Annotated in this window: 11 protein-coding genes and 1 tRNA gene; 8 read left to right on the top strand and 4 right to left on the bottom strand. The window is 68.9% G+C overall.

Annotation, left to right across the window (positions count from 1 at the left end; genetic code table 11):
* Positions 1-256 precede the first annotated feature (256 nt).
* The 3 genes from ABZ855_RS22970 to ABZ855_RS22960 all read left to right on the top strand — a co-directional run bounded on the left by ABZ855_RS22970 (position 257) and on the right by ABZ855_RS22960 (position 3252).
* Complete coding sequence (locus tag ABZ855_RS22970; protein ID WP_360809574.1) at positions 257-955, top strand: SDR family oxidoreductase; 699 nt, start codon at positions 257-259, stop codon at positions 953-955.
* Positions 956-1109: 154 nt separating this feature from the next.
* The gene (locus ABZ855_RS22965; RefSeq protein ID WP_360809572.1) at positions 1110-1940 is read left to right on the top strand and encodes an enoyl-CoA hydratase/isomerase family protein; all 831 of its coding nucleotides are present in this window, start codon (positions 1110-1112) and stop codon (positions 1938-1940) included.
* Between the two features lie 244 nt (positions 1941-2184).
* Positions 2185-3252: an alkene reductase gene (locus tag ABZ855_RS22960; protein WP_360809570.1), complete on the top strand. Its 1068-nt coding sequence runs from the start codon at positions 2185-2187 to the stop codon at positions 3250-3252.
* Positions 3253-3566: 314 nt separating this feature from the next.
* On the opposite strand, the gene ABZ855_RS22955 is transcribed toward ABZ855_RS22960, so the two are convergent.
* Positions 3567-5135, bottom strand: a complete 1569-nt coding sequence (locus ABZ855_RS22955) for a long-chain fatty acid--CoA ligase (protein ID WP_360809568.1) — start codon at positions 5133-5135, stop codon at positions 3567-3569.
* 160 nt (positions 5136-5295) lie between these two features.
* On the opposite strand from ABZ855_RS22955, the gene ABZ855_RS22950 reads away from it, so the two are divergent.
* Complete coding sequence (locus ABZ855_RS22950; protein WP_360809566.1) at positions 5296-5886, top strand: TetR/AcrR family transcriptional regulator; 591 nt, start codon at positions 5296-5298, stop codon at positions 5884-5886.
* A 56-nt stretch (positions 5887-5942) separates the two neighbouring features.
* Here the strand turns inward: ABZ855_RS22950 and ABZ855_RS22945 are convergent, their stop codons facing one another.
* The 3 genes from ABZ855_RS22945 to ABZ855_RS22935 all read right to left on the bottom strand — a co-directional run bounded on the left by ABZ855_RS22945 (position 5943) and on the right by ABZ855_RS22935 (position 10494).
* A complete protein-coding gene (locus ABZ855_RS22945) occupies positions 5943-7880 on the bottom strand; it encodes a kelch motif-containing protein (protein WP_360809564.1) in 1938 nt (645 codons plus the stop codon).
* A complete protein-coding gene (locus ABZ855_RS22940; protein ID WP_360809563.1) occupies positions 7877-9907 on the bottom strand; it encodes a glycosyltransferase family 2 protein in 2031 nt (676 codons plus the stop codon). The genes ABZ855_RS22945 and ABZ855_RS22940 overlap by 4 nt, the downstream gene beginning before the upstream one ends.
* 513 nt (positions 9908-10420) lie before the next feature.
* Positions 10421-10494 (bottom strand) — tRNA-Lys (locus tag ABZ855_RS22935).
* A gap of 182 nt (positions 10495-10676) precedes the next feature.
* On the opposite strand from ABZ855_RS22935, the gene ABZ855_RS22930 reads away from it, so the two are divergent.
* The 4 genes from ABZ855_RS22930 (at position 10677) to ABZ855_RS22915 (ending at position 14797) form a co-directional block, all read left to right on the top strand.
* Positions 10677-12197: a peptidoglycan-binding protein gene (locus ABZ855_RS22930; protein WP_360809561.1), complete on the top strand. Its 1521-nt coding sequence runs from the start codon at positions 10677-10679 to the stop codon at positions 12195-12197.
* Positions 12198-12281: 84 nt separating this feature from the next.
* The gene (locus ABZ855_RS22925; RefSeq protein WP_360809559.1) at positions 12282-13409 is read left to right on the top strand and encodes an SPFH domain-containing protein; all 1128 of its coding nucleotides are present in this window, start codon (positions 12282-12284) and stop codon (positions 13407-13409) included.
* A 129-nt stretch (positions 13410-13538) separates the two neighbouring features.
* A complete protein-coding gene (locus ABZ855_RS22920; protein WP_360809557.1) occupies positions 13539-14144 on the top strand; it encodes a lytic polysaccharide monooxygenase in 606 nt (201 codons plus the stop codon).
* A gap of 113 nt (positions 14145-14257) precedes the next feature.
* Positions 14258-14797 (top strand): DUF3592 domain-containing protein, encoded by a 540-nt coding sequence (locus ABZ855_RS22915; RefSeq protein ID WP_360809555.1) that lies wholly within the window; start codon positions 14258-14260, stop codon positions 14795-14797.
* Position 14798 lies beyond the last annotated feature (1 nt).

The following is a 14798-nucleotide window of genomic DNA, read 5'->3' as shown; positions in this document are numbered from 1 at the left end:
GGCGCTCCTTGTCAACAGGGGGTGCCGATCACCTACCTAGGGGCGCGGGGAACTGCGCGACAAGCCCCCACCGGCGCGCCGCCTTGCCCGCATCGTTCAGCTCCTTGACTGCTCAGCGTCATTCACCAGTGCGGTTGGTTGCGATCACCCACTCGGCCTGTTTACTCTTACGATCGTAATTTAATGGACCTGGGCCCGCGTCGGGTCGTGCCCTCAGCGCTCTGGTCATCTCCTCTCCACTTCACCGGGAACCTTCATGGACCTCTCCGCCAGCACCGCCCTTGTCACCGGAGCGAACCGGGGCTTCGGCCGGGCCCTCGCCGCCGAGCTGCTCAGTCGCGGCGCCACCGTCTACGCCGGTGCCCGCAACCCCGACCAGGTCGACCTGCCCGGCGCCAGGCCGATCGCGCTCGACATCACCGACCCCGCCTCCGTCGCGGCCGCCGCCAAGGCCACCGGCGATGTGACCGTCCTGGTCAACAACGCGGGCTCCTCCACCGGCGCCGACCTGCTCACCGCCGACCTGGACGACATCCGCCTGGAGATGAACACCCACTACCTCGGCACCCTGACGGTGGCCCGCGCCTTCGCACCCCAGATCGCGGCCAACGGCGGCGGGGCCATGCTGAACGTCCTGTCCGGCCTGTCCTGGGTCAGCTTCCCGGAATTCGGCGCCTACTGCGCCGCCAAGTCCGCGGAGTGGTCGCTCACCAACACCCTGCGCGTGCAACTCGCCGACCAGGGCATCCGCGTGGCCGGTCTGCACGTGGGTTACATGGACACCGACATGGTCCGTACCGTCGACGCGGAAAAGTCCGACCCCGCCGACATCGCGCGCATAGCCGTGGACGGCATCGCCGCCGGCGCCTACGAGATCCTCGCCGACAACGCGGCCCGCCAGGCACAGGCAGCCCTGTCCGGGGGCGTCTCGGTGCTCTACCCGCAACTCCCCTGAGTAATCAGGCGATAGCTCCGTGGTCACCGACCGCGATCACGGCCACGCAAGCCCAAACCCAAGCCGAAGCCCGCGCCCAAACCCAAACCCAAACCCAAACCCAAACCCAAGCCGAAGCCCAAGCCCCCTACGAAACACGAAACGGAACCACGCCATGAGCCAGCCCAGCACGATCCGCCTTGAGCGGACGACTCCGCGGACCGCGAAAATCACGTTCTCGAATCCTCCCGTGAACCTGGTGGTTCCCGAGTCGATCGTGACACTGCACAAGATCATCGCGGACCTCGAGAACGACCCGGACATCCAGGTCGTCGTCTTCGCCAGCGAACTCCCCGACTTCTTCATCAACCACTTCGACGCCGGCGCGGCCGCCGACCTCCCCCTGCCCGAGCACGAGGACGACAACCCGCTGTGGACCGACATGGTCCTGCGGCTGACCAAGGCTCCGTTCGTCAGCATCGCGGCCATCCGGGGCCGTACCCGGGGCGCGGGCAATGAGCTGGCCCTCGCCTGCGACCTGCGCTACGCCAGCCGCGAGAAGGCGTTCTTCGGCCAGCCCGAGGTCGGCCTCGGCCTCGTCCCCGGCGGTGGCGGCGGCGAACGCCTGCCCCGTTCGATCGGTCGCGACCGCGCACTGGAGGCGATCCTGACCAGCGCCGACTACGACGCCGACATCGCCGAGCGCTGGGGCTGGGTCACCCGGACCCTGCCCGACGCGGAGCTCGACGCCTTCGTCGACGCGACGGTCGCCCGTCTCGCCTCCTTCGACCGGCAGGCAATCGCGACCGCGAAGTCCCAGGTGAACCGGGCGACGCTGCCGCCGGACGCCCACCTGGTCGCGGCTTTCGGCGAGTTCGCCGGCACGCTCACGCAGCCGGGCTTCGGCGCGCGTGCGGTCGGGCTCGGCGCGCTGGTCGCCGAAAAAGGCCTCGACGTCGAGTACCAGTTGGGCGAGTACATCGGCCGGGTCAGCGAAGCCCTCTGAGCGCCCCGGCCGCACCCGCGACCGACCGGGTGCCGGGCACGGAGTGCGGTTCCAGTATCCCGAGCGGTTCCTGAAGTACGCCCTTCACGGCAGTACCTGCCATTCCTGTGCCGCCCGTCACCCAGTAAAACAGTATGAACGTAATGCAATCCATCCATGCTCCTGGCGGATGTCCCCTCGGTCTCGCCACCGGGAACGCCCGGCCCACCGGATGTCCGCCACCACCAACCTGAGGAAGCAACGCATGCTCGACAGCCTGTGGACCCCGACCGTCGCCGGAAAGATCTCTCTGCCGCACCGGCTGGCGATGTCGCCCCTGACCCGCAGCAGGGCCACCCCGGACGGCGTGCCGACCGATCTCAACGCCGAGTACTACGCCCAGCGCGCCTCGCACGCCCTGATCATCACCGAGGGCACCCAGCCCTCCGCCGACGGCCAGGGCTACCCGGTGACCCCGGGCATCCACACCGACGAGCACATCGCCGGCTGGCGCAAGGTCACCGACGCCGTGCACAAGGCCGACGGACGTATCGTCATCCAGCTCATGCACGTCGGACGCATCTCCCACCCCGACAACACCCCCCACCACCGGCAGCCGGTGGCCCCCTCCGCGATCAGGCCGGCGGGCCAGATGTTCACCGCCTCCGGAATGCAGGAGATGCCGGAGCCGCGCGCCCTGTCCACCGACGAGGTCGCCGCCACGGTCGACGACTTCCGGCGGGCCGCCGCGGCCGCCATCGAGGCCGGCGCCGACGGCGTCGAGATCCACGGCGCCAACGGCTACCTGGTCCACCAGTTCTTCTTCCCCACCACCAACCAGCGCACCGACCAGTACGGCGGCTCCCTCGACAACCGCATCCGCTTCGCGGTGGAGGTCGCCACCGCCGTGGCCGACGAGATCGGCGCCGACCGCACCGGCATCCGGCTCTCGCCCGGCAACCCGTTCCAGCTCGGCGACCTCACCGAGGACGACACCCACGAGCTGTACCCGCACCTCGTACGCGCCCTCGCCCCCCTCGACCTCGCCTACCTGCACCTCGCCCACGGCGGCGACGAGGAACTCCTGCACACGCTCCGCAAGCTGTGGCCCACCACGCTGATCCTCAACCGCGCCGGCACCGACATCGCCACCCGCGCCAAGGACATCGACAACGGCATCGCCGACGTCATCACCGTGGGCTCGATGGCACTCGCCAACCCCGACCTGGTCGAGCGCATACGCGCGGGCGCACCCCTGAACGACCCCGACCCCGCCACCTTCTACGGCGGCGGCGCGGCCGGCTACACCGACTACCCCACCCACACCGCCTGACCAGAGCGCTCAACACCCGGCGCCCGTGGGAGTCCCTTCCTCGGGCGCTTCGGCGTATGCACGGCAGGCACAGCCAGGCAGCGGCAGCGGTGAACACCGCTCACGACGAGTGCGGTGCGCCGTCGATGACCACGAGGTCCCGCTACCACGCGGCACTACCCGCCCCGCCGTCTGAGACATGACCACGGAAAGCGCGTCGGTGGGCCGGCGGTTGGACGCCGACGGCGGCGTGCGGACGCCGACGGCGGCCTGCGGATGCCGACATGGCGCCCACCCGGCCGTGTGCGCGCTACCGGTACCGACAGCCGGCCCGCTCAGGAGAGCCGGCGTTTGAGGATCTTGCCGGTCGGGGTCAGGGGCAGTTCGTCGGCGAACTGGACGACGCGCGGGTACTTGTACGCGGCGAGCCGCTCCTTCGCCCAGGCCATGAGCTCGTCCTCGGTCGTGCCGCTTCCTGCCTTCTTGACCACGACGGCCTTGATCTCCTCGCCGTGGGACTCGTGCGGTACGCCGATCACGGCGACCAGCGAGACCGCGGGATGCTCCATGAGCACCTCCTCGATCTCGCGCGGGTAGACGTTGAAGCCACCCCGGATGATCATGTCCTTGGACCGGTCGACGATGTAGTAGAAGCCGTCCTCGTCCTTGCGGGCGAGGTCGCCGGAGCGGAACCACCCCTCCTTGATCGCCTCGGCCGTGGCCTCGGGCCGCTTGTAGTAGCCCTTCATGACGTTGTGTCCCCTGATGGCGATCTCCCCGATCTCCTCGGGGCCGCCCTCCACATCCGACCAGTCGTCGCGGATGAGCCTCATCTCCACGCCCGGAATGGGCACCCCGATCGAGCCGACACGGGGTTCCTCCCCGAAACGGGAGAAGGACGCGATCGGCGAGGTCTCGGACAGCCCATAGCCTTCGAGGATCGTCACACCGAAGCGGTCCTTGAACTCCTTGTGGATCTCGACGGGCAGCGCTGAACCGCCGGCCGCGGCCACGCGGAGGTTCGCCGCCAGGCGGGCCACGTCGACCGTCTCGTCGAGTGCCGCGAGCAGCCCCCAGTACATCGTCGGGACCCCGGCGAAGAACGTCACGTCGTGGGCGGTCATGAGACGCAGGGCCGCCTGCGCCTCGAACCTCGGCTGCATCACGATCGTGCCGCCGAACGCGAAGGCGCCGTTCTGGATGACGGTCTGGCCGAAGGAGTGGAACAGCGGCAGTACACACAGGTAGGTGTCGGGGCGCCCGGGATCGGCGTCGAACAGGTCGCGGCCGGTGAGCGCGTTGTCGTACACATTGCGGTGGCGCAGCTCCGCGCCCTTGGGGTGCCCGGTCGTACCGGAGGTGTAGAGGACCACCGCGGTGTCGTCGTCGTCGCGCTCGACCGTACGGAACGTCACGGGCTGCTCGGCGACGACCGTCCGATACGACTCCGGCGTCCCTCCCTCGGCCGGCGCGGCGGCACCGCTCTCGATCAGGAAGAACTCGGTGCAGCCCTCGGTCGCCCGGAACCCCTCCCACGCGGCCTGTCCGATCGGCAGCTCCGGCGTGCCCTCGAAGGCGAAGTACGCCTTCGCGTCGGAGTCGGCGAGGTGATAGGCGACCTCCCGGGCTTTCAGCAGCACGTTCAGCGGCACGACCGCGGCGCCGGCTTTGAGGATGCCGAAGTAGACGGTGGAGAAGTGCGGGAGGTTGGGACAGGACAGGGCGACCTTGTCGCCCGGCCGGATCCCGCGCGCGACGAGCAGGTTCGCGACACGGTTGGCGGCCGCGTCGAGGGCGGCGTACGTGATGTGGTCTTCGCCGAAGACGATCGCGGTGCGCTCGGGGTGTCGGGACGCGGAGTCCGTCAGCAGTCGTGACACGTTGCGGCTCGGGCTGAGCATCATCGCTCTCCTGGTTCTGCGGGCGGGGGCGGTCGGGCCGGGCCTGCCGTCTGCTGGACGATAGATCGACAACAGTCACCTGTCGATCGTAATATTACGTACATCAGACAATAGATTAGGCTGGGATGCGAGGCAATGGTCCGGCAAAGCTGGGGAGGAAGCTGTGGCGCGTTACACCAAGGAGCACAAGCAGGTCACGCGGCAGCGGATCATCGAGCGGGCCGGCCGCCGGTTCAAGCAGGACGGCATCGACGGTTCCGGCATCTCCACGCTGATGTCGGACGCCGGACTCACCAACGGCGCGTTCTACGCCCACTTCGAGTCCAAGGACGACCTCGTCGCCCACGTCGTCGCCGAGGAACTGCGCGCGCAGGTGCAGCAGTTCGACGCGCTGCGGCCCGGCCGTGAGGGACTGGAGGATCTCATCCGCGCGTATCTGTCGCCCGAGCACCGGGACAACCCCGGCCTCGGTTGTCCGAACGCCGCCCTGCTGGACGAGATCGGCCGCTGCGGTGACGGAACCAAGGACGCCTACACCCACGGTGCCAAAGCCATCGTGGACGAGTTCGCCGCCCGCCTGGCACCCGGGGACCCGCAGTCCGCCCGCGGCCGGGCCGTCGGGCTCTTCACCATGGCGGTGGGAACACTGCAGCTGTCCCGCGCGCTCTCCGACCGGAAGTTCTCCGACGAGGTCCTCGAGCAGGGAATCGAGAACGCCCTCGCCATCATGGGATGCACGTCAGTACGGCTCTGACGATACGGAAGCGGGCGCCCTTCGAATGAAGGGCGCCCGGTGTTCTGCCGGGTGGGTCAAGGCACCTTGACCCACTGGGCCTTGCTCGGAGTCCCCTGGCCGTCCGTCACGAACAGCATGTACCAGCCCGATTCCACCAGGTTCCGGTTCTTCGGGACTGTCACCGTGAGGGTGTCCTTCGTCTTCTTCAGCTCGAGGGCGATGGAGCGCTGGTCGACATCCGTGACGTGCGTCGACGCGCTCGGGCGGATCAGACGCGCCGTCTTGATCGTCGACGCCTGCGCCGACTTGAAGGTGCCCGACGCGCCCCTGGCGATCGTCTGCGGGCCGCCCGACAGCGAGGGCTGCGCGTCGTGGTACAGGTACGGCGGCGTGTAGATCTCGATGCGCTGTTCGAACTTGCCCGGCTTGGTGTCGGCCTTGTCCGCGTACAGGGAGTCCGAGCCGAAGAACATGATCCGCCCGTCGGGCAGCAGAATCGAACCCGAGTGGTAATTACGCCCCACCAGCGGGTCGGCGACCCTCCGCAGCTTCCCGGTCGTCGCGTCGTACATATGGGCCTGGAGGATGTTGGAGGCGCCACGGCCCCGGTAGTCCTCCGAGCCGCCCGAGATCATCACCGTGTCGTCGGGGAGGATCGAGTACTGCGGGTAGCGCGTGCCCTTCTCCAGGGACGGCCCGTCCGTGAACTTCGGGTCCGCCGCCAGGAGGTCGATCAGACGGGTCTTCTTGCTGGAGAGCTTGGACTCGCCGACCCCGCCCCCGCCGATCACCATGTACTTCTCGTCCTGCGCCGGCGGCAGCAGCACCGTCCCGGCGGTCTCCAGCATGTTGGGGTCGCTCAGCCCCTTCAGCTTGGTGAACTTGTTCGTCGCCACGTTCCAGATTCCGGGGTCACGGCCGACGTTGTCGGGTCCGTAGCCCGCGTTCGCGCCCGAGTAGAACATCTCGCCGTTCTGCATCAGCGAGATCGCCGGGTACGTCGGGAACTGGCGGGTGTGCGTCGTGTACGTCCACTTCTTGGTCTTAGGGTCGTACACCTCGTTCTTGCCCGGCACCAGCTGGCCGATCTCGTCCAGGCCGGAGAGGCTGAGGATCTTGCCGTCCGACATGGTGGTGAGCGTCGGGTACCAGCGGGCCTCGTTCATCGGGTCGACCTTGATGTACTTCTCGGCGACCGGGTCGAACTCGAAGGCGTCGCGGATGCCCTGGAAGTCCTTCTTGTCCAGGGCGAGCTTCTCGGCGATGCCGTACGTGTTGCGGGAGTCGGCGCCCGACAGACCCTGCACGCGGTAGTTGTCCTGCGTACCGGTCTCGTACTTGGCGCCCTTCTTCTGCGCCTCGACATAGATCCGGCCGAGCCCCGGCTCGTTGCGCAGGAACGCGCCCGTCGCCTTGTCGAAGATCTTCGTCGCGCGCTCCACGACGACCGGGTCCTTCGACACGAACGTCTTGCCGTTCTCCTTGCCGGTGAACTTGGTGCCTGCGGGCAGGGTGATCGGCTTGTCCGGGTTCTCGTTGTGGACGACCATCAGGCCGCCCGCCTTGGTGACGTCACCCTTGAGCTTCTCGTACCGCTTGGTGCCGCCCGCGATCAGCAGGTTGCCGTTGGCGAGCTGTGTGTGGCCGGTGCAGAACAGGTCGGCGGGCGTCGGGATCTTCTTGATCGTGCCCTTGACCGGGTCCCAGATGCGGGTGTCGAACTTCTTCGCGTCGAAGTTGTCCGCGTTGTTGCCGGAGCCCGCGACGAGCAGGACCTTGCCGGTGTGCAACAGGGCCGCGTGGATGGTGTTCTGCCGGTACTCCTCCGGGAAGTTCACCACCTCCCACTTGCCGTTCTCGGCCTTGTACTCCGGTCTGTTGATCTTGTAGTCGTGGTACTTCTCGGTGCTGAAGCGGTACACCCACGGCCCGTTCATCCCCGCCAACGCGAGGACCACCGCCGTGCCTATCGCGAGACGACGGGCGCGGCGGCGGCCTGCACGGTCATTCATTCCTTACGTCCCCCAAGTCCACCAAGGGCAATCTGCATGGTCTGGTCGTTGCCCCCGCTCCCCACGCTGCCCTCGCCCGTCCCGCCCGATGCGGCCCACTGGGGCTTGTGCTGCGGCGCATGGGTGGAGTGGGGGGCGTGCGGGGCGTGTGGCGTCTGTGCCGTCGGCTGGGCCGGCACCGTCGGGTACGGCGAGGGGACGGCATCCTGCGGCTCGGCGCCGGCCGGACGGGCGGCGAGCTTCTTCTTCTCCTGGCGCAGCATGAGCCGCCAGACGACGATCGGCGTCGCGGTGATCCCCGTGGCGAACGTCGCCCAGATGATCATCGCGGGGTGCGAGTGCCCGAAGGCGAAGCCGGCCGCGATCGAGCCGCCGAAGATCAGGATGAAGTACCAGTGGTACCGGAACGTCCCGAACCAGCGGTCCGGGCTCGCCGAGTCGCCCTTGGGCGTGACCACGAACTTGCTCTTGCGCCGCAGCGCGGAATCGATGAGCGCCTTCGCGTAGAGCGGCGCCGACAGCGCCGACATCACCATGCCCGCCACACCACCCGAACCCTCCGGCTCGTGCGGGGAGACGTTGTGCCGCCGGTTCCAGATGTACAGACCGATCTGGAGCGCCGAGGCGTTGCCGTAGAGCATCAGCCACACGGTCGGGTCGATGTTCACACCCGAGGCGCCCAGGCCCAGGAACAGCGCGCAACTCAGCGCCGCGAGGATCCAGTTGAGGGCGGACATCGGGTAGAAGATGATCATCATCGTGTAGTTGAAGAGCTTGCTCGGCGGCAGCGAGTACCAGCCCTTCCAGTACTGCGTGAGGATCGTCTCGTACGTCCCGCGCGACCAGCGCATCTGCTGCGTGAAGAAGTCCGTCCACGCGCTGGGCCCCTCGCCGACCGCGAGCACGTCCGGCGTGTAGACCGAGCGCCACTTCCTGCCCGTCGCCGGGTTCTTGTGGCGGTGGATCTCGAAGCCGGTCGCCATGTCCTCGGTGATCGAGTCGTACAGGCCGCCGATCTGCTTCAGCGCCTTGATGCGTACGGCGTTGCTGGTGCCCACGAACATGGGCGAGCCGTAGCGGTTGCCGGCCCGCTGGATCAGCGCGTGGAAGAGGAACTGCTGCGACTCGGCGGCCTTGGTGACGAAGTTGTCGTAGTTCCCGTAGACCTGCGGGCCGATGACGAAGCCGATGTTCGGGTCCCGGAAGAAGCCGAGCATCCGCTCCAGGTAGTTGGGCAGCGGGACGTGGTCGGTGTCGACGGAGGCGAAGAAGTCGTAGTCGTCGCCGTGCGCGTCGAGCCAGGCGTTGTAGTTGCCGTGCTTGGTCTTGGCGCGGTGCGGGCCGTTGGGCTGGTTCCACTTCGAGACGCCCTTGCGGGAGAAGTGGTGCACGCCCAGGCGCTCGCAGACCGCCTTCACATCCGGGTCGTCGCCCTCGTCCAGCAGCCAGACATGCATGAGGCCGCGGTGCCGGATCCGCACCGCGGCTTCGAGCGTCTTCGTCACCATGTCCAGCGGCTCCTTGCCGGGCACGAAGGAGGTGAGGAAGGCGACTCTGGTGCCGGTCTCGGGCACCACCGGGATCGGGTCGCGGGCGACCAGGGTCGCGTGCGCGTTCGACAGCACGTTCAGGCAGCGGAACAGCTCGATCAGACCGATCGAGACGAGCATCACGATGTCGAGCGCCGGCAGGAAGTCGTAGGCCGGGTAGTCGCGTTCGGTCCAGTGCGCGGGCTGGAGCAGCCAGACGAGCAGGACGATGGAGAGCAGCGGAGCGGCGCCCAGCATCAGCGCGGCTCGCAGTCGGTGCGGCTCCTGCGAGAGCAGGGACCGGTACTTGACCGTGTACGGCTTGGTCGGGTCGGGCTGTGTGAGGGGTCCGGCGAGCCGGCTGTAGTGCTCGTAGTCGTACTTCGGCAGGGTCTTCTTGATCCGGCGGAAACCGCCGGTCCGGTTCGACGGCAGCCTGAGCTGGGTCGTCTGTGATCCGTCGAAGTTATGCCGGGCGCCCGTCGGCGTCGACGTCATGAGTCATCCCCCCACACGCGGGTCACCGCGTGTTTGTCGGTTCCTATGCGTTCGCTCGGCCCCCCTCGGCCTTCACAAACGCATCAGTAAAGGACCACGGCCCCCACGTCATCCACACTCTATAGACATGGAAGTGTGCCCTTCCGGTTGCATGATGCCCCCCTCGGCATCTGTTCATGAACGGGGCCCCATCCCCGTGTCAACGCAACCGGTCCCGCCCCCAAGTGCCGCGTATCCGCAGCATCTTGCAGCCCAGGGTTCTATGCCGTTCAGCATGATCGCAAGACGCGAAACATGGTGTTTACCGGTCATACGCGCCCATTGTGACGGCTGTTGAGCCCGATTGGTGTGACTGCGACCGGTTGTGCGCGGATGATGCCGAAGTGCTTACGTATTGTCTCCCTGAGTGTTCGAGGAAATCCCCGGCGATCTTCCGGGGCGCGTACTGCCGGGCGTGACGCCGGGCGCACGCGAACAGGCCCCCCGCTGAGCGGAGGGCCTGTCGTGTGTCTGTGCGCCGCCAGGGACTCGAACCCCGGACCCGCTGATTAAGAGTCAGCTGCTCTAACCAACTGAGCTAGCGGCGCGCGGTGACGTCGACAACTCTACCCGACACCGGTGCGTGGTCCGGACCACCGGAGTGTCGCGCCGGGGCCGTGGGCCGGCTGTACATCATTCGGACCGTCAACATGCGACAGCGGGTGACAGTTGAGAAACTGCGAGCGTGGAGAAGCGCGCAAGTCATCGCCGGGTGAGTGAGGGGAATCGTATGGCGACTCCGGTATTCGAGGAATTCGATCCCGCGAGCGACTGCGAATGCCCCGGATGCGTTCACGGACGAAGGGCCGCACCCTATTCAGGGCCGGTGTCGGGCACGGGTCCAGGACCCGCCCGTACGGCGGTCAGGCGGACCCTCGTCGTCGCCGCGGCGGCCTCCACCGTCCTCGGCGCCGGCCACGCCCTGCCGGCCGCGGCCGCCCCGCACGCGCCCCAGCGTCCGGGCGTACCCGCAGGTGACGAGCCCGACACCCCGCAGGGAGGCAAGGCGCCACTGCACGGCCCGTCCGGGAAACCGGCGTCGGGCAAGCTCCGGGTGACGACCCGCGCGGAGATCGTCAACCGGGCCAGGACCTGGGTCGCCGCGCGGGTGCCGTACAGCATGAGCACCTATTGGGGGGACGGTTACCGGCAGGACTGTTCGGGCTTCGTCTCCATGGCCTGGAACCTCGCCGGGAACGAATGGACGGGCAGCCTCGACAAGTACGGCGTGCGGATTACCAAAGAGGATCTCCAGCCCGGCGACATTCTCCTGTTCCACAATCCGTCGGACCCGGAGAAGGGCTCACACGTCGTCATTTTCGGCGGCTGGACGGACTACACGCACACCTATTACATCGCCTACGAGGAGACCCGCCCGCACGCCCGCAGACAGGCCACCCCGTTCGCGTACTGGAGTCACTCGGACCGCTATCAGGCCTACCGCTACAAGGGCCTCGCCGCGAGCACGGGCGGCACCTCGGACCCGGACGACCCGAGCGAGCCGGGCGACCGGGGCGATTCCGGCGGTACGGACGGTACGGGCGGTACGACGGGCGGTACGACGGGGGGCGCGGCCCCCGGCGCCTCCCCGGACCCGGTGGTCCGGTTCCCCGGCCGGGCCTACTTCGGTCCGGGCGCGAACAACAGGTACGTCACCCTGCTCGGCCGGATGCTCGTGGCGCGCGGCGGCGCCCGCTACTACACCTCGGGTCCGGGCCCGCGCTGGTCGGACGCGGACCGCAGGGCGACCCGGGCGTTCCAGCGGGCCCAGGGTTGGACGGGCTCGGCGGCGGACGGACTGCCGGGCCCGCGCACCTGGGCACTGCTGGTGAGCGGGACGGGCCGGGACATCGGCGACAACACCGCAGGGCAGCCGCCCCAGACGCTCCCCGCGACCCAGCCGGCAACGACCCCCGCGACCACCCCGGGGACGGCTCCCGAATCCCCTGCGGGAACGCCCCCGTCCGCCACGTTCCCGGGCGCGGCCGGCCCGCCCTCCGCCGACCAGGCGGTCCCCGTGTTCCCGGGGCGGGCCCTGTTCCGGCCGGGCGCCGACGGCCCGCACATCAGCCGGCTCGCACAGCAGCTGGTGTGGAAGGGATTCGGCCGCTACTACACGACCCGGCCCGACTCGCGCTGGAACGAGGAGGACCGGCGCGCGGTCCAGGCCTTCCAGCGAGCCCAGGGCTGGCGGGGCGGCGCGGCCGACGGCTACCCGGGCCCGGAGACCTGGCGCCGCCTCTTCTCCTAACCACAAGGCTCGTCAGCACAAGGCTCGTACGCACAAGCAGGAACGCAAGGGCGAACGCATCTGGCGCGGAGGCTGGAGGCACACATGAGTACGACGACCGAACAGACACCGGAACCCGAGGGACCCCCGGACAGCGGCCCCCGGCCCGCCCGGCTCATCCAGAACGAGGCGACCACCGAGATCCCCGTCCACCTCCTGTTCCGCGACGAACCCGACCCGACCCTGGTACCCCTGAGGCCGGCGGTCGTAGGGCGCAGACAGGGTACGGGTGAGCAGCCGCGCATCCGCAGACCCGCACAGGCCGCTCCACGCCCGGCGGCCCCGACCGTCGACCCCGACCTGGTCGAGCGCCCGGCGCGGGTGCTGCCCGGCGCGGTCGGCCTGCTCGCCGGTGCCACCGGGGTGGCCGGGGGCGTGCTCACCACCTGGTGGGCGGGTGCGCTGCCGCACCTCGCGACGGAGGCGCTGCGCCTGCCGGCGACCTACGCGGGCGCCGGTCTCGGTCCCGCCCAGTGGGCGGCGTACGCGGGAACGGGTGCCCTTGCCCTGTTCGGTTTCGGCGGACTGGCGCGGGGCCGGACCGGACGGGCCTGGGTGCTCGGCCTGTTCGGCCGCTACCGGGGGACGGTCCGGCGCACCGGCCTGCTGTGGGTCAACCCGCTGCTGCTGCGCGCCCGGGTCGACGTACGGTTGCGGCACTGGCGCGGCGAGCCGATGGCGGCGGCCGACGCGAGCGGGGTCGCGCTGCGGGTCGTCGCCCTCGTGGTGTGGCGGGTGCGGGACACCGCGCGGGCCACGCTCGGCGTCGAGGACCACGAGGCGTATCTGCGCGAGTGTGTCGAGGCGGCGCTGGTCCGGGTGCCGGTGGAGATGCCGGGCGCGGGACGCCGGGCGATGGAGACGGCGGGGGACGCGCTGACCCGCGTCGTCGCGGCGGACACGGCGGCGGTCGGCCTGGAGGTGTTCTCCGTCCTGCCGGTCCGGGTCGAGTACGCCCCCGAGGTCGCCGCCGCGATGACCCGCCGCCGCATCGCGGCCCTGGACGCCCAGCACCGGGCCGCCGCGCTCACCTCGGTCGTGGACTCGGTGGAGGACACGGTGACCCGGCTGACCATGCGCGGCCTGGTCGAACTGGACGACTACGAACGCAAGGTGCTGGTGAAGGACCTGACGGTGGCGTTCTGCGCGGGGCGGAGCGAGCAGGGGCCGTGAGAGTGGGGGAGTCGGGCCTGTGATTGGTCTGGACATGCTCATGGGACGGTAATAATCTGGGACTTGGTCTAGACCTGCACGGCTCACTTCCTCCCTTGAACCTCCCCCACGTTCAGCAGGAGCGGCAGCATGCGCAAAAAGACCAAGTTGTGCGCTGCGGTGGTCGGTCTGGCCACCACCGGCGCGCTCGTCCTCACCACCGGCGGTGCCAGTGGTCACGGCTACACCGACCTCCCCATCAGCAGGCAGAAGCTCTGTCAGAACGGCACCGTGACGGGCTGCGGCGACATCCAGTGGGAGCCGCAGAGCGTCGAGGGCCCCAAGGGCTTCCCGGCAGCAGGACCGGCCGACGGCCGGATCTGCTCGGCCAACCACGCCAACTTCGGCGCGCTCGACCAGCCGAAGACCCCGTCCGGCGGCACCTGGCCGGCCACCACGGTGACGGGCGGTCAGAGCTACACGTTCCGCTGGCAGTTCACCGCCATGCACGCCACGACCGACTTCAAGTACTACGTCACGAAGCCGGGCTGGAACCAGAACCATGCCCTCGCCCGTTCGGACCTCAACCTCACCCCGTTCCTCACCGTCCCCTACAACGGCCAGCGTCCGCCGGCCACCCTCTCCCACACGGGCACCCTGCCGTCCGGGCTCAGCGGTCGGCATGTGATCGTCGCGGTGTGGACCATCGCGGACACGGCGAACGCGTTCTACGCCTGCTCGGACGCCAGATTCTGAGCTTCCCTTGAGTAAATCCACGTCCCCCCACGGGTACGTTCCCCGTACGCCCGCAGGACCAGGTGAGGCGGCGTACGGGGAGCCGTACCGAACAAGAGACCGGGGGAACGGCCATGGACTTCATGTTCTACGCGGGGCCGACATTCATCATCGTGATCACCACGCTGATGGCGGCGGCCCTGATCCGCCGGGGGCTGCGGATACGCCAGGCATGGAACAGCGGCCTGACCGCCGAGGCGCGCTGTCTGCGCACGTACACGACGACGAGCGGCGGCTCCGGCGACTCTTCGGTGCATACAACACTGAACCACGTGTACGAGTTCGTCGCGCGCGACGGCCGCACCATCCGCTTCGACGAGCCGCACGGCTCCGGCACGGTCCTCGAGGGCGACTACGTCACCGTCTTCTACAGCGAGGGCGAGCAGGTCAACGCCACGGCCCACCGCCCGAGCCCGGTCCGGCACGGGCTGGCCCTGGCGGGCATCCTCGGGTTCCTGGGCGTGGTGGTGGTGTTCTGCGTCGGGTTCATGGTGACCTACAGCCAGATCTTCGACCCGATCGGCGACGTCTTCTTCGGGACGGACGACGCGTACGTGGTCGACGAGCAGACGGGGGAGACCTTCCCGGCCGACCAGTTCGCGGAGATGCCGTGAC

Source organism: Streptomyces sp. NPDC047042 (assembly GCF_040644035.1).
GTDB lineage: Bacteria > Actinomycetota > Actinomycetes > Streptomycetales > Streptomycetaceae > Streptomyces.
Note: the sequence above shows the minus strand (reverse complement) of the source record. Positions and strands in the feature narration are given on the sequence as shown.

Bases quoted from the DNA above. Each gene is read 5' to 3' on its own strand.
- ABZ855_RS22945 (WP_360809564.1), bottom strand. From the start codon at position 7,880: ATGAATGACCGTGCAGGCCGCCGCCGCGCCCGTCGTCTCGCGATAGGC.
- ABZ855_RS22955 (WP_360809568.1), bottom strand. From the start codon at position 5,135: ATGATGCTCAGCCCGAGCCGCAACGTGTCACGACTGCTGACGGACTCC.
- ABZ855_RS22965 (WP_360809572.1), top strand. From the start codon at position 1,110: ATGAGCCAGCCCAGCACGATCCGCCTTGAGCGGACGACTCCGCGGACC.
- ABZ855_RS22930 (WP_360809561.1), top strand. From the start codon at position 10,677: ATGGCGACTCCGGTATTCGAGGAATTCGATCCCGCGAGCGACTGCGAA.
- ABZ855_RS22940 (WP_360809563.1), bottom strand. From the start codon at position 9,907: ATGACGTCGACGCCGACGGGCGCCCGGCATAACTTCGACGGATCACAG.
- ABZ855_RS22960 (WP_360809570.1), top strand. From the start codon at position 2,185: ATGCTCGACAGCCTGTGGACCCCGACCGTCGCCGGAAAGATCTCTCTG.
- ABZ855_RS22915 (WP_360809555.1), top strand. From the start codon at position 14,258: ATGGACTTCATGTTCTACGCGGGGCCGACATTCATCATCGTGATCACC.
- ABZ855_RS22925 (WP_360809559.1), top strand. From the start codon at position 12,282: ATGAGTACGACGACCGAACAGACACCGGAACCCGAGGGACCCCCGGAC.
- ABZ855_RS22920 (WP_360809557.1), top strand. From the start codon at position 13,539: ATGCGCAAAAAGACCAAGTTGTGCGCTGCGGTGGTCGGTCTGGCCACC.
- ABZ855_RS22970 (WP_360809574.1), top strand. From the start codon at position 257: ATGGACCTCTCCGCCAGCACCGCCCTTGTCACCGGAGCGAACCGGGGC.